The 13,949-nt window shown below is 51.3% G+C and carries 11 protein-coding genes, 4 tRNA genes and 1 rRNA gene; 15 read left to right on the top strand and 1 reads right to left on the bottom strand.

What is annotated here, in order from left to right; all coding sequences use genetic code 11:
- The 3 genes from rrf to birA form a co-directional block, all read left to right on the top strand.
- Positions 1–101: ribosomal RNA gene (rrf, locus tag ACN1CO_RS22320) — 5S ribosomal RNA — on the top strand; the annotation flags it as partial.
- 150 nt (positions 102–251) lie between these two features.
- Positions 252–1,289: a UDP-N-acetylmuramate dehydrogenase gene (gene murB, locus ACN1CO_RS22315; RefSeq protein ID WP_419140717.1), complete on the top strand. Its 1,038-nt coding sequence runs from the start codon at positions 252–254 to the stop codon at positions 1,287–1,289.
- Complete coding sequence (birA, locus tag ACN1CO_RS22310) at positions 1,286–2,245, top strand: bifunctional biotin--[acetyl-CoA-carboxylase] ligase/biotin operon repressor BirA (protein WP_419140716.1); 960 nt, start codon at positions 1,286–1,288, stop codon at positions 2,243–2,245. Before murB ends, birA begins: the two co-directional genes overlap by 4 nt.
- Before the next feature lie 42 nt (positions 2,246–2,287).
- On the opposite strand, the gene coaA is transcribed toward birA, so the two are convergent.
- The gene (gene coaA / locus ACN1CO_RS22305) at positions 2,288–3,235 is read right to left on the bottom strand and encodes a type I pantothenate kinase (RefSeq protein WP_419140715.1); all 948 of its coding nucleotides are present in this window, start codon (positions 3,233–3,235) and stop codon (positions 2,288–2,290) included.
- 780 nt (positions 3,236–4,015) lie between these two features.
- Between coaA and ACN1CO_RS22300 the strand changes: the two genes are divergently transcribed.
- The 12 genes from ACN1CO_RS22300 (at position 4,016) to rpoB (ending at position 13,917) form a co-directional block, all read left to right on the top strand.
- Positions 4,016–4,091, top strand: a tRNA-Thr gene (locus tag ACN1CO_RS22300).
- A 7-nt stretch (positions 4,092–4,098) separates the two neighbouring features.
- A tRNA-Tyr gene (locus ACN1CO_RS22295) sits at positions 4,099–4,183 on the top strand.
- A gap of 190 nt (positions 4,184–4,373) precedes the next feature.
- Positions 4,374–4,448, top strand: a tRNA-Gly gene (locus tag ACN1CO_RS22290).
- Positions 4,449–4,453: 5 nt separating this feature from the next.
- Positions 4,454–4,529: transfer RNA gene (locus ACN1CO_RS22285), tRNA-Thr, on the top strand.
- Between the two features lie 108 nt (positions 4,530–4,637).
- Positions 4,638–5,822: an elongation factor Tu gene (gene tuf / locus ACN1CO_RS22280; protein ID WP_283546556.1), complete on the top strand. Its 1,185-nt coding sequence runs from the start codon at positions 4,638–4,640 to the stop codon at positions 5,820–5,822.
- A 231-nt stretch (positions 5,823–6,053) separates the two neighbouring features.
- A complete protein-coding gene (gene secE / locus ACN1CO_RS22275) occupies positions 6,054–6,437 on the top strand; it encodes a preprotein translocase subunit SecE (RefSeq protein ID WP_008927141.1) in 384 nt (127 codons plus the stop codon).
- Position 6,438: 1 nt separating this feature from the next.
- Positions 6,439–6,984 (top strand): transcription termination/antitermination protein NusG, encoded by a 546-nt coding sequence (gene nusG, locus ACN1CO_RS22270; protein ID WP_013359732.1) that lies wholly within the window; start codon positions 6,439–6,441, stop codon positions 6,982–6,984.
- Between the two features lie 147 nt (positions 6,985–7,131).
- The gene (gene rplK, locus ACN1CO_RS22265; RefSeq protein ID WP_006121495.1) at positions 7,132–7,560 is read left to right on the top strand and encodes a 50S ribosomal protein L11; all 429 of its coding nucleotides are present in this window, start codon (positions 7,132–7,134) and stop codon (positions 7,558–7,560) included.
- A 3-nt stretch (positions 7,561–7,563) separates the two neighbouring features.
- Positions 7,564–8,268 (top strand): 50S ribosomal protein L1, encoded by a 705-nt coding sequence (rplA, locus tag ACN1CO_RS22260; protein WP_419140714.1) that lies wholly within the window; start codon positions 7,564–7,566, stop codon positions 8,266–8,268.
- A gap of 365 nt (positions 8,269–8,633) precedes the next feature.
- Entirely contained in the window at positions 8,634–9,131 is a 498-nt protein-coding gene (gene rplJ / locus ACN1CO_RS22255; protein WP_003848098.1) for a 50S ribosomal protein L10, read from the top strand.
- A gap of 65 nt (positions 9,132–9,196) precedes the next feature.
- Complete coding sequence (gene rplL / locus ACN1CO_RS22250) at positions 9,197–9,559, top strand: 50S ribosomal protein L7/L12 (RefSeq protein WP_008927142.1); 363 nt, start codon at positions 9,197–9,199, stop codon at positions 9,557–9,559.
- A gap of 329 nt (positions 9,560–9,888) precedes the next feature.
- Positions 9,889–13,917: a DNA-directed RNA polymerase subunit beta gene (gene rpoB / locus ACN1CO_RS22245; protein ID WP_010261046.1), complete on the top strand. Its 4,029-nt coding sequence runs from the start codon at positions 9,889–9,891 to the stop codon at positions 13,915–13,917.
- Positions 13,918–13,949 lie beyond the last annotated feature (32 nt).

The following is a 13,949-nucleotide window of genomic DNA, read 5'->3' as shown; positions in this document are numbered from 1 at the left end:
GCGGTGGTCCCACCTGACCCCATGCCGAACTCAGAAGTGAAACGCCGTAGCGCCGATGGTAGTGTGGGGTCTCCCCATGCGAGAGTAGGGAACTGCCAGGCATTAAATCAGTGAAGAAGCCCCGCACGGAAGTGCGGGGCTTTTTTACGTCTGCAGATCGTGAAAAACCTCGTCATAATCCCCGAAAACAGCCTGAGAACCCCTCTCCGATACGGTAAACTACGGCCAGATAACTCAGTGAAGGCCGTCAAATGTCCAGCCAGCATCCCTCCTTAAAAGCCGACAATACGCTTGGGCTTGAAGTACATACACAGAAACGCATTGTTGCTGAGACGCCAGCCGCCATTCTGGCTGCATGGCAGGCCAGCCAGCTTGATCAAACGCCTTTCATCGTGCTTGGTGAAGGCAGCAATGTCCTTTTTCTGGAAGATTTCGCCGGCACTGTGGTGCTCAACCGCATCAAAGGCATCAAAATTCAGGATGAATTTGAGTGCTGGAAGTTGCATGTCGGGGCAGGTGAGAACTGGCATCAACTGGTTAAAAGCACGCTGGAAAAAGGGATCACCGGCCTCGAAAACCTGGCGTTGATCCCCGGGATGACCGGCTCGGCACCGATTCAGAACATTGGCGCCTATGGTGTTGAATTAAAAGATGTCTGCGAATATGTGGATGTGCTTAACCTGCACAGGGGGGAGACAGAGCGTCTTAATCGTGAAGCCTGTGAATTTGGTTATCGTGACAGCATTTTTAAACATCGCTACCAGTCAGGCTATGTCATCGTCGCGGTGGGGATAGTATTGCCTAAGCAGTGGCAGCCCGTATTAACCTATGGCGACCTGAAAACGCTCAATCCGGTGACGGCCAATGCCTGGGATGTCTATCATGCGGTGTGCCAGATGCGGCAGAGCAAGTTACCGGATCCAAAAGTCACCGGTAACGTAGGTAGCTTCTTCAAAAATCCTGTCGTTACAGAGGCGCAGTGCAACGCCCTGCTGGCTCATTTTCCTGCTATGCCACATTATCTGATGCCGAATGGTGAAACCAAGCTGGCAGCAGGATGGCTTATCGATCAGTGCCAGCTGAAGGGGTATCGCATCGGCGGTGCCGCCGTTCACCAGCAACAGGCTCTGGTGCTGATAAACGCTGAGAATGCCACACCTGACGATATCGTTGCGCTGGCAAAAACCGTGCGTGCGAAGGTGGGTGAAAAATTTGATGTCTGGCTGGAGCCTGAAGTCCGCTTTATTCAGGCGCAGGGCGAGTGCAACGCTGTCGGGGTAATCGCATGAAAGACCACAATGTCCCGCTAAAGCTGGTCGATATTTTATCTGATGGTGAGTTTCATTCTGGCGAGCAGCTGGGTGAAACACTGGGTATGAGTCGGGCAGCCATAAACAAGCACATCCAGACGTTAAAAAGCTGGGGCCTTGACGTCTACACCGTGACAGGGAAGGGCTACAGCCTGTCTGCGCCGATGCAGTTGCTGGATGAGCAGGTAATCCTTTCTCAGGTTGCGCAGGGCAATGTCTCCGTTATCCCGGTGATTGACTCCACAAACCAGTATCTGCTGGATCGCATGCACGACCTGCAATCAGGTGCCGCCTGTATCGCTGAATATCAGCAGGCAGGTCGGGGCCGCCGCGGACGTCAATGGTTCTCCCCTTTTGGCGCGAACCTCTACATGTCTATGTACTGGCGTCTTGAGCAGGGACCTGCTGCGGCGATGGGCCTTAGCCTGGTCATTGGTATTATCATGGCTGAGACATTACGCGCACTGGGGGCGGATGATGTCCGCGTAAAATGGCCCAATGATATTTACCTCAACGATCGCAAACTGGCAGGTATCCTGGTCGAACTGACCGGGAAAACCGGGGATGCTGCGCAGATCGTTATTGGTGCGGGCATTAACCTGGCGATGCGCACAGCCGATGCATCACAGATTAATCAGGGCTGGATTAACCTGCAGGAAGCCGGTGTAACGGTGAATCGCAATGAGCTGGCTGCGTGTCTGATCAACAGTCTGCGCGAAGCCCTGCCACTGTTTGAACATGAGGGACTAACCCCCTTCATCGCGCGCTGGGCGGCACTGGATAATTTCATTAACCGGCCTGTTAAGCTGCTCATTGGCGAACGTGAAGTGCATGGTATTGCGCGGGGCGTTGACAGTCAGGGGGGCTTATTGCTGGAGCAGGATGGGGAAATAAAAGCCTGGGTGGGCGGGGAAATATCATTGCGTCCTGTCTGATCAAAAAAGCCTGCACTGATGCAGGCTTTTTTATTACAGCAGCTATTTGCGCAGGCGAACCTTATCGACCGCATGATTGCCACTTTTGGTCATAATCAGGCTGGCCCTTTCACGCGTCGGCAGGATATTTTCCTGCAGGTTGAGCCAGTTAATCTCTTTCCACAAGTTGCCTGCTATCTCAACCGCTTCCGCCTCTGAGAGTTGGGCATAATGGTGGAAGTAGGAGTCCGGATCGGTAAATGCACCCTGGCGGAATTTCAGGAATCGATTGATATACCAGCTTTGCAGCAGGTCTTCCTCTGCATCGACATAGATAGAAAAATCGACGAAGTCTGAAACAAAGACATGATGTGGGTCATGGGGATAGTCCATGCCACTCTGCAATACATTCAGACCTTCCAGAATAAGAATGTCAGGCTGCTGTATGACTTTATCGCCATCAGGAATGACATCATAAATCAGATGTGAATAGACCGGCGCAGTCACCTGACTGGCTCCTGATTTCAAATCGGAGACGAAATTGACCAGCCGGTGCATGTCATAGGATTGCGGGAAGCCTTTTTTCTTCATCAAACCGCGCTCTTTCAGAACGGCATTAGGATGAAGGAAGCCATCCGTCGTGATCAATTCCACTTTACGATGTTCAGGCCAGCGGCTGAGCAACGCCTGCAGTACACGTGCAGTCGTACTTTTACCGACGGCTACGCTACCCGCAATACTGATGATGTAGGGAATTTTCTGGCCATTGGTGCCCAGAAATTGCTCCAGTACAGCCTGTCGGCGAACGTTCGAACTTATATAGAAATTAAGCAGACGCGAAAGTGGCAGATAGATTTCTGCTACCTCCTCCAGCGAGAGATCCTCGTTGATGCCCTCCAGCTGCGCAATCTCTTCCTCTGAAAGCGTCATAGGAACAGAATCACGTAATGCAGCCCACTGCTCACGAGTGAATTCTAAGTAAGGCGTTGTCAGGGGGGTCGTTTTATCCATAAGCATGCATCTGACCGCAAATTCATTGCTATCAACCGCGTGTTATCCGATAAGCAGGACAGCACAGGTGAAATGAATCACGAATCGCTGGTTTATCAGTGAGAACAATGGGCTGGAGGGTATCACCAGTATGGCTTTTAACAGAAGTAAAAAGATAAACGTGATCACGCTTTCGTCGGCATACCCACAAAACGTCTTGATACCTTCAATTATGGCAGCTTTATCGTTGTTTATGATGTTACAGCCCATCACAGCGAATGTGCGGCTTTAATCTGCTCTGAACATTCAGCCAGACGCCTGAATAACATCATGCTGCTATAAGGGCGTATAGCGAGGCTGATAGGGTACACATTTAATACGTCTCCAGAATAATTTCGAAAAAGAACGCACCTTATAAAGGCATTTCAGCGGTCTTATTTGGGGCCATCGCCGCGCCACCTGAAGCTTGTGCCTGACAAAAATGGCTTCGCTTTCTATAGAAAACCAGCGGCGCATGATAAAAATGACGCAGAACGGGTCGAAAAATCATCACTCAGTACAAAAGCGCAAAATAAAAAAGCGGCTGGCGGATCATTTATCTTCTGAAATGCGGTGTGCAGAGAGACCTCAGGCTACAGCGCAGTGTTGTGAATCCTGTGAAAACAGGGCCAGATTGCACAAATATTCTTCACAAAAACGTCAAAATGCGATGATTTGCACAAATAGTAGGCGATAGAAAAAAATAAGCGATTTTTTAGTTGCATCCAGAGCCCGACCTTCCTAGAATGCGCTCCACTTGATGCCGGCTTAGCTCAGTTGGTAGAGCAACTGACTTGTAATCAGTAGGTCACCAGTTCGATTCCGGTAGCCGGCACCATCAAGTAGGTGGGATTCCCGAGCGGCCAAAGGGAGCAGACTGTAAATCTGCCGTCACAGACTTCGAAGGTTCGAATCCTTCTCCCACCACCATCTCAACCTCACGGTTGAGTACAGATAAACAACCTGTTTATCTGTCAGGTGAGTCATTTATCACCCTGAATTCAGACTGAGCGTTAGCGAAGTCAAAGTCGGTCAGCTCCGCTGACAGGCAGTAGGTAGCAGAGAAACATTCTTTGTTATCTGCAAGCTACAGAAAGAACAGGTAGCCGAGTTCCAGGATGCGGGCATCGTATAATGGCTATTACCTCAGCCTTCCAAGCTGATGATGCGGGTTCGATTCCCGCTGCCCGCTCCAGATGTGCTGATATGGCTCAGTTGGTAGAGCGCACCCTTGGTAAGGGTGAGGTCCCCAGTTCGACTCTGGGTATCAGCACCACTTCCTTTAATCTCCCTCCTGATTTTCTCTGTAACTTCCTTGCAGTCAGGCATTGCCTGGTTAATGTGATGATATCATTGATATATCCGTGTCTTAGAGGGACTAGCGATGGCTAAAGAGCAATTTCAACGTAACAAACTGCACGTAAACGTGGGCACCATCGGTCACGTTGACCACGGTAAAACCACCCTGACTGCAGCTATCACTACCGTACTGGCTAAAACCAACGGCGGCCAGGCTCGTGCATTCGATCAGATCGACAGCACGCCTGAAGAAAAAGCCCGCGGTATCACCATCAACACTGCTCACGTTGAGTATGAGACTGCTGCACGTCACTACGCTCACGTTGACTGCCCAGGCCACGCCGACTATGTGAAAAACATGATCACCGGTGCTGCGCAGATGGACGGCGCGATCCTGGTTGTTGCTGCGACTGATGGCCCGATGCCACAGACCCGTGAGCACATCCTGCTGGGTCGTCAGGTTGGCGTTCCTTACATCATCGTGTTCCTGAACAAGTGCGACATGGTTGATGATGAAGAGCTGCTGGAGCTGGTAGAGATGGAAGTACGTGACCTGCTGTCACAGTACGACTTCCCAGGCGACGACACCCCAATCGTTCGTGGTTCTGCTCTGAAAGCGCTGGAAGGCGTTCCTGAGTGGGAAGCGAAAATCATCGAACTGGCTGAACACCTGGATACTTACATCCCGGATCCAATCCGTGCAATCGATAAGCCGTTCCTGCTGCCAATCGAAGACGTATTCTCAATCTCTGGCCGTGGTACCGTTGTTACCGGTCGTGTTGAGCGCGGCATCGTTAAAGTCGGTGACGAAGTTGAAATCGTTGGTATCAAAGATACCGTGAAATCAACCTGTACCGGTGTTGAGATGTTCCGTAAGCTGCTGGACCAGGGTCAGGCAGGCGAAAACTGTGGTGTTCTGCTGCGCGGTATCAAGCGTGAAGACATCCAGCGTGGCCAGGTTCTGGCTAAGCCAGGCTCAATCAAGCCGCACACCCAGTTCGAGTCAGAAGTTTACGTTCTGTCTAAAGACGAAGGTGGTCGCCATACTCCGTTCTTCAAAGGCTATCGTCCACAGTTCTACTTCCGTACAACTGACGTGACCGGCTCAGTAGAGCTGCCAGAAGGCGTTGAAATGGTAATGCCAGGCGACAACATCAAAATGGTTGTTACCCTGATCCACCCAATCGCAATGGACGAAGGTCTGCGCTTCGCAATCCGCGAAGGTGGCCGTACCGTTGGCGCGGGTGTTGTTGCTAAAGTTATCTTATAATTACCGATAACGTTTGACGCAATGCACACGGAAAGGGCATCATTTGATGCCCTTTTTGCACGCTGTTTCATAGAACCTGGCTCATCAGTGATTTTTTGAATCATAATCATTGCTGAGACAGGCTCTGTAATGCGGCGTTGGATACCGAGTTACGCCCCAAAAGCTCATTCGGTTTGGACGCCTCGCACTGCGGGGCAGAATTGTTTCTGAATTATTGTGGCAGGTTGGTTTATGAGTGCGAATACCGAAGCTCAAGGGAGCGGGCGTGGCCTGGAAGCGGTAAAGTGGGTAGTAGTTGTGTTACTGCTGCTTGCAGCGATTGTAGGTAACTACCTCTATCGTGATGTGTCATTGCCACTGCGTGCATTAGCCGTAGTTGTACTGATTGCAGCGGCTGGCGGCATTGCGCTTTTAACGACCAAAGGCAAAGCGACTGTGGCTTTTGCTCGTGAAGCAAGAACAGAAATGCGTAAGGTTATCTGGCCAACCCGCCAGGAAACGCTGCACACCACCTTAATCGTTGCCGCGGTTACTGCCGTGATGTCACTGATTTTGTGGGGGCTGGATGGTATTCTGGTCCGTCTGGTATCGTTTATCACTGGCCTGAGGTTCTGAGATGTCTGAAGCTCCAAAGAAACGCTGGTACGTCGTACAGGCGTTTTCCGGTTTTGAAGGCCGCGTAGCCCAATCGCTGCGCGAGCATATCAAATTGCACAACATGGAAGAGCTATTTGGCGAAGTCATGGTTCCGACTGAAGAAGTCGTTGAAATCCGTGGTGGCCAGCGTCGTAAGAGCGAGCGCAAGTTTTTCCCGGGATACGTACTGGTTCAGATGGTGATGAATGACGCCAGCTGGCATTTAGTACGCAGCGTCCCACGCGTGATGGGTTTCATCGGCGGTACATCTGACCGTCCTGCACCTATCAGCGATAAAGAAGTTGATGCGATCATGAACCGTCTGCAGCAGGTCGGCGACAAGCCTCGTCCGAAAACGCTGTTTGAGCCAGGTGAAATGGTTCGCGTTAATGACGGTCCATTTGCTGACTTTAACGGTGTGGTTGAAGATGTGGATTACGAGAAGAGCCGCCTGACGGTTTCCGTGTCCATCTTTGGTCGTGCAACACCGGTTGAGCTCGACTTCGGTCAGGTGGAGAAAGGTTAACCTCTTTCCGCTCACAAATTAGCTGTTGCAGCAGGCGCGAAATTTAACTACAATTTCGCGCCTTTTGTTTTTATGCGCTGGCAACAGCGGATAAATCGTTATCACGGGGAGCCTTTACAGGCGCTATAACCCAATTGAGGAAATATCATGGCTAAGAAAGTCCAAGCCTACGTCAAGCTGCAGGTTGCAGCTGGTATGGCGAACCCAAGTCCACCGGTTGGTCCAGCTCTGGGTCAGCAGGGTGTTAACATCATGGAATTCTGTAAGGCGTTCAACGCTAAGACCGAATCTCTGGAAAAAGGTCTGCCGACTCCAGTTGTTATCACCGTATACAGCGACCGTTCTTTTACTTTCATTACCAAAACGCCTCCGGCTGCCGTACTGCTGAAAAAAGCAGCGGGCATCAAGTCTGGTTCTGGTAAGCCGAACAAAGATAAAGTCGGTAAAGTGACTCGTGCTCAGGTACGTGAAATCGCAGAAACCAAAGCTGCGGACATGACTGGTTCTGACGTTGAAGCGATGACTCGCTCAATCGAAGGTACTGCTCGTTCCATGGGCCTGGTAGTAGAGGACTAAGAAATGGCTAAGCTGACCAAGCGCATGACCGTAATTCGCGACAAAGTTGACGTGACTAAGCAGTATGACATTACTGAAGCTGTTGCTCTGCTGAAAGAACTGGCTACTGCCAAGTTCGTTGAAAGCGTTGACGTTGCTGTCAACCTCGGCATTGATGCACGTAAATCTGATCAGAACGTTCGCGGCGCGACCGTTCTGCCACACGGTACTGGTCGTTCAGTACGTGTTGCTGTCTTCGCCCAGGGCGCAAACGCTGAAGCTGCTAAAGCAGCAGGCGCTGAGCTGGTAGGCATGGAAGACCTGGCTGATCAGATCAAGAAAGGCGAAATGAATTTTGACGTTGTTATTGCTTCTCCGGATGCAATGCGCGTTGTTGGCCAGTTAGGCCAGATTCTGGGCCCACGCGGCCTGATGCCAAACCCGAAAGTGGGTACTGTAACCCCTAACGTTGCTGAAGCAGTTAAGAACGCTAAAGCAGGTCAGGTTCGTTATCGTAACGACAAAAACGGCATCATCCACACTACCATCGGTAAAGTGGACTTTGACGCTGACAAACTGAAAGAAAACCTGGAATCTCTGCTGGTTGCGCTGAAAAAAGCAAAACCATCTCAGGCGAAAGGCGTGTACATCAAGAAAGTCAGCCTTTCAACCACCATGGGCGCCGGCGTTGCCGTTGACCAGGCTGGTCTGAACGCAACAGCAAACTAATTGCTGCTTGAAACGGGCGAAAAATTCACCTAGAATCTTACGCCCGTTGTTCTGTTATTAACAGAACAGGACACCAGAGAGCCAGAACTGACTGTTGCGTTTATCGCCTTTCCCTCTGACTCTGCTGCGTCACACAGAATTTAGGTTGGAGCCAGGCCTTATCCTGGCCTCCGTCCAAGACCGCAGGAGCTGTTTATCTCCGGATATTCCGCTTAATACCCTGCGTAGACGGTGACAGAACCAAAAGAATTTTTTCTTAGCTGGATTCTGCTCACCGTGTTCGAGCGCTTATTACCCCTTGGGGTAAGTAAGTGAAGTGAGTTCCGGGGAAATCCTTTCCCGGTCAAATCCAGGAGCAAAAGCTAATGGCATTAAATCTTCAAGACAAACAAGCGATTGTTGCTGAAGTCAGCGAAGTAGCCAAAGGTGCGCTTTCAGCGGTTGTTGCGGATTCCCGTGGCGTTACCGTTGATAAAATGACCGAACTGCGTAAAGCAGGCCGTGAAGCTGGCGTTTACATGCGTGTTGTTCGTAACACCCTGCTGCGCCGCGTCGTTGAAGGAACTCAGTTTGAGTGCCTGAAAGACACGTTTGTTGGTCCGACCCTGATTGCATATTCTATGGAACACCCGGGCGCTGCTGCTCGTCTGTTCAAAGATTTCGCGAAAGCGAATGCAAAATTTGAGGTCAAAGCTGCAGCCTTTGAAGGTGAGCTGATCACGGCGGCCAATATTGACCGTCTGGCAACGCTGCCGACCTACGAAGAAGCACTGGCACGTCTGATGTCGACCATGAAAGAAGCCGCTGCCGGCAAACTGGTCCGCACTCTGGCTGCTGTACGCGATGCAAAAGAAGCGGCTTAAGGCCATATTCTTTCCTTCGTACTTGCTTACGTATAAACTTTTTCTGATTCTTAGGAACAATTGTCATGTCTATTACTAAAGACCAAATTCTGGAAGCTGTTGCAGCGATGTCCGTAATGGAAGTTGTTGAGCTGGTTTCTGCAATGGAAGAAAAATTCGGCGTTTCTGCTGCTGCTGCTGTAGCTGTTGCTGCTGGCCCGGCTGAAGCTGTTGAAGAAAAAACTGAATTCGACGTAGTCCTGAAAGCTGTTGGCCCGAACAAGGTCGCAGTAATCAAAGCCGTACGTACTGCAACTGGTCTGGGCCTGAAAGAAGCCAAAGATCTGGTTGAAGCAACTGGCGTGATCAAAGAAGCAATCAGCAAAGACGACGCAGCTGCACTTGAAGCTGCTCTGAAAGAAGCTGGCGCTGAAGTTGAAGTTAAGTAAGACAACCTTCGGGTTGCAGTCTGAGTAGTTTCAGACTGATGGCTGGTGACTTTTTGGTCACCAGCCTTTTTGCGCTACAGGGTCTCAATGGGGTTTCACACTGTTTGTCCATTGTTACTCTTCAATATCTTTCTCTATCGACGACTTAATATACCGCTTTCCTGTGCGGGTTCCCTGCCTTCTCAAAAGCGATGAAATGATTTAAGCGTGATAGAAAGAGGTATTGCACTGCTGCCGCGCAGCCAGTGAATCAAACAAAATCGTGTTGCATGAACTGTCCTGTCAGGACGGACAGCGTGGGTCGACTTGTCAGCTAGCTGAGGAACCCTATGGTTTACTCCTATACCGAGAAAAAACGTATTCGCAAGGATTTTGGTAAACGTCCGCAAGTTCTGGACATACCTTATCTCCTTTCCATCCAGCTCGACTCGTTCCAGAAGTTTATCGAGCAAGATCCAGAAGGTCAGTACGGACTGGAAGCTGCATTCCGCTCTGTATTCCCTATTGCGAGCTACAGCGGCAACTCTGAGTTGCAGTATGTCAGCTATCGCCTGGGTGAACCTGTCTTTGACGTGAAAGAGTGTCAGATCCGTGGCGTGACCTATTCGGCACCGCTGCGCGTGAAACTGCGTCTGGTGGTCTATGAGCGCGAAGCGCCAGAAGGCACCGTAAAAGACATTAAAGAACAAGAAGTCTACATGGGCGAAATTCCGCTCATGACCGACAACGGTACCTTTGTTATCAATGGTACCGAACGCGTTATCGTTTCTCAGCTGCACCGTAGTCCTGGCGTGTTCTTTGATAGCGATAAGGGTAAAACCCACTCATCGGGTAAAGTGCTGTACAACGCACGTATCATCCCTTACCGCGGTTCATGGCTCGACTTTGAGTTTGACCCGAAAGATAACCTGTTTGTCCGTATTGACCGTCGTCGTAAGCTGCCGGCCACTATCATCCTGCGCGCGTTACAGTTCACTACACCTCAGATCCTCGATATCTTCTTCGAGAAAGTGGTGTTTGAAATCCGTGACAACAAGCTGCAGATGGAGCTGGTGCCTGAGCGCCTGCGCGGTGAAACCGCAACCTTCGATATCGAAGCGAACGGCACCGTCTACGTCGAAAAAGCACGCCGTATTACCGCGCGCCATATCCGTCAGCTGGAAAAAGATGGCATTCAGCACATCGAAGTTCCGGTTGAATATATTGCGGGCAAAGTGGTCGCTAAAGACTACATCGATGAGAGCACCGGTGAGCTGATTATTGCAGCGAACATGGAACTGTCACTGGATCTGCTGGCTAAACTGAGCCAGTCCGGTCACAAGCGCATCGAAACGCTGTTCACCAACGATCTGGACCACGGTCCATATATGTCTGAGACCCTGCGTGTTGACCCAACCAGCGATCGTCTGAGCGCACTGGTTGAGATCTACCGCATGATGCGTCCCGGTGAGCCGCCAACACGCGAAGCAGCAGAGAACCTGTTCGAGAATCTGTTCTTCTCTGAAGATCGTTACGATCTTTCTGCTGTCGGCCGTATGAAGTTCAACCGCTCATTACTGCGCGATGAAATCGAAGGTTCAGGCATCCTGAGCAAAGACGACATCATCGAAGTGATGAAGAAGCTGATCGACATCCGTAACGGTAAAGGCGAAGTGGATGATATCGACCACCTCGGTAACCGTCGTATTCGTTCAGTCGGTGAAATGGCTGAGAACCAGTTCCGTGTCGGTCTGGTCCGTGTTGAGCGTGCGGTTAAAGAGCGTCTGTCACTGGGCGACCTTGATACCCTGATGCCTCAGGACATGATCAACGCGAAGCCGATTTCGGCTGCGGTGAAAGAGTTCTTCGGTTCCAGCCAGCTTTCTCAGTTTATGGATCAGAACAACCCGCTGTCAGAGATTACGCACAAACGTCGTATCTCTGCTCTCGGCCCGGGTGGTTTAACGCGTGAGCGTGCCGGCTTCGAAGTGCGTGACGTACACCCAACGCACTACGGTCGTGTCTGCCCAATCGAAACCCCTGAAGGTCCGAACATCGGTCTGATCAACTCCTTGTCTGTTTATGCACAGACCAATGAGTACGGTTTCCTTGAGACGCCTTATCGCCGTGTTATCGACGGTCTGGTTTCTGACGAGATTCATTACCTCTCTGCTATCGAAGAGGGTAACTACGTTATCGCTCAGGCGAACGCCCCTCTTGATGATAACGGCGCGTTTGTTGATGACCTGGTCACCTGCCGTAGCAAAGGCGAATCAAGTCTGTTCAGCCGCGATCAGGTTGACTACATGGACGTTTCGACCCAACAGATCGTTTCTGTCGGTGCGTCCCTGATCCCGTTCCTGGAACACGATGACGCCAACCGCGCCCTGATGGGTGCGAACATGCAACGTCAGGCCGTTCCGACTCTGCGTGCTGATAAGCCGCTGGTTGGTACCGGTATGGAACGTGCTGTTGCTGTTGACTCCGGTGTTACCGCCGTTGCGAAACGTGGCGGTACCGTACAGTACGTCGACGCATCACGTATCGTTATCAAAGTTAACGAAGACGAAATGCATGCTGGCGAAGCCGGTATCGACATTTACAACCTGACCAAATATACCCGTTCTAACCAGAACACCTGCATCAACCAGATGCCATGTGTTTCTCTGGGTGAGCCGGTTGAGCGCGGCGACGTGCTGGCAGATGGCCCGTCCACCGATCTGGGTGAACTGGCACTGGGCCAGAACATGCGCGTAGCGTTCATGCCGTGGAACGGCTACAACTTCGAAGACTCCATCCTGGTCTCCGAGCGTGTGGTTCAGGAAGATCGCTTTACGACTATCCACATTCAGGAACTGGCTTGCGTGTCGCGTGACACCAAACTGGGGCCGGAAGAGATCACCGCTGATATCCCGAACGTGGGTGAAGCTGCTCTCTCTAAACTGGATGAGTCAGGCATCGTCTACATCGGTGCTGAAGTGACCGGTGGCGACATTCTGGTTGGTAAGGTAACGCCGAAAGGTGAGACCCAGCTGACGCCAGAAGAGAAACTGCTGCGCGCTATCTTCGGTGAAAAAGCCTCTGACGTGAAAGATTCGTCACTGCGCGTACCGAATGGCGTGTCAGGCACCGTGATCGACGTTCAGGTCTTTACCCGCGATGGCGTGGAAAAAGACAAACGTGCGCTGGAAATCGAAGAGATGCAGCTGAAGCAGGCCAAGAAAGACCTGTCTGAAGAACTGCAGATTCTGGAAGCGGGCCTGTTCAGCCGTATCCAGAACGTACTGATTTCTGGTGGCGTTGAAGCAGACAAATTGGACAAGCTGCCGCGCGAGCGCTGGCTGGAACTGGGTCTGACTGACGAAGCCAAGCAAAACCAGCTGGAGCAGCTGGCAGAGCAGTACGACGAACTGAAGCACGAGTTTGAGAAAAAACTCGAAGGTAAGCGTCGTAAAATCACCCAGGGCGATGATCTGGCACCAGGCGTGCTGAAAATCGTTAAGGTTTATCTGGCCGTTAAGCGTCAGATTCAGCCGGGTGACAAAATGGCAGGCCGTCACGGTAACAAAGGTGTTATCTCTAAGATCAACCCGATCGAAGATATGCCTTACGATGAAAACGGCACGCCGGTTGACATCGTTCTGAACCCGCTGGGCGTACCATCGCGTATGAACATCGGTCAGATTCTGGAAACCCACCTGGGTATGGCAGCGAAAGGCATCGGCGAGAAGATCAACGCCATGCTGAAGAAGCAGGAAGACGTCGCGAAACTGCGCGAATTCATCCAGCGCGCCTATGACCTGGGTAGCGATCTGCGTCAGAAAGTTGACCTGAACACCTTCTCCGATGACGAAGTACTTCGTCTGGCTGAGAACCTGAAGAAAGGTATGCCAATCGCCACTCCGGTGTTTGATGGCGCGAAAGAGAGCGAAATCAAAGAGCTGCTGCAGCTCGGCGGCTTGCCTTCTTCCGGTCAGATTACCCTGTTTGACGGCCGTACCGGTGAGCAGTTCGAACGTCAGGTTACCGTTGGCTACATGTACATGCTGAAACTCAACCACCTGGTTGATGACAAGATGCATGCACGTTCTACCGGTTCCTACAGCCTGGTTACTCAGCAGCCGCTGGGTGGTAAGGCACAGTTCGGTGGTCAGCGCTTTGGTGAGATGGAAGTATGGGCACTGGAAGCATACGGTGCCGCGTATACCCTGCAGGAAATGCTTACCGTTAAGTCTGATGACGTCAACGGCCGTACCAAGATGTATAAAAACATCGTTGACGGTAACCATCAGATGGAACCGGGCATGCCGGAATCCTTCAACGTACTGTTGAAAGAGATTCGCTCGCTGGGTATCAACATCGAGCTGGAAGACGAGTAACCCCTTTTCAGGCTGCGGTTCGCCGCCGCCTG

Source organism: Pantoea sp. R13S299 (genome assembly GCF_048515925.1).
Classification (GTDB): domain Bacteria; phylum Pseudomonadota; class Gammaproteobacteria; order Enterobacterales; family Enterobacteriaceae; genus Pantoea.
The sequence above is the reverse complement of the archived record's forward strand: the minus strand, read 5'-3'. Positions and strand labels throughout refer to the sequence as shown.

What these genes read in the sequence shown, in the direction of transcription:
- murB (WP_419140717.1), top strand. Translation starts at nt 252, where the DNA reads ATGTCCAGCCAGCATCCCTCCTTAAAAGCCGACAATACGCTTGGGCTT.
- birA (WP_419140716.1), top strand. Translation starts at nt 1,286, where the DNA reads ATGAAAGACCACAATGTCCCGCTAAAGCTGGTCGATATTTTATCTGAT.
- coaA (WP_419140715.1), bottom strand. Translation starts at nt 3,235, where the DNA reads ATGGATAAAACGACCCCCCTGACAACGCCTTACTTAGAATTCACTCGT.
- tuf (WP_283546556.1), top strand. Translation starts at nt 4,638, where the DNA reads ATGGCTAAAGAGCAATTTCAACGTAACAAACTGCACGTAAACGTGGGC.
- secE (WP_008927141.1), top strand. Translation starts at nt 6,054, where the DNA reads ATGAGTGCGAATACCGAAGCTCAAGGGAGCGGGCGTGGCCTGGAAGCG.
- nusG (WP_013359732.1), top strand. Translation starts at nt 6,439, where the DNA reads ATGTCTGAAGCTCCAAAGAAACGCTGGTACGTCGTACAGGCGTTTTCC.
- rplK (WP_006121495.1), top strand. Translation starts at nt 7,132, where the DNA reads ATGGCTAAGAAAGTCCAAGCCTACGTCAAGCTGCAGGTTGCAGCTGGT.
- rplA (WP_419140714.1), top strand. Translation starts at nt 7,564, where the DNA reads ATGGCTAAGCTGACCAAGCGCATGACCGTAATTCGCGACAAAGTTGAC.
- rplJ (WP_003848098.1), top strand. Translation starts at nt 8,634, where the DNA reads ATGGCATTAAATCTTCAAGACAAACAAGCGATTGTTGCTGAAGTCAGC.
- rplL (WP_008927142.1), top strand. Translation starts at nt 9,197, where the DNA reads ATGTCTATTACTAAAGACCAAATTCTGGAAGCTGTTGCAGCGATGTCC.
- rpoB (WP_010261046.1), top strand. Translation starts at nt 9,889, where the DNA reads ATGGTTTACTCCTATACCGAGAAAAAACGTATTCGCAAGGATTTTGGT.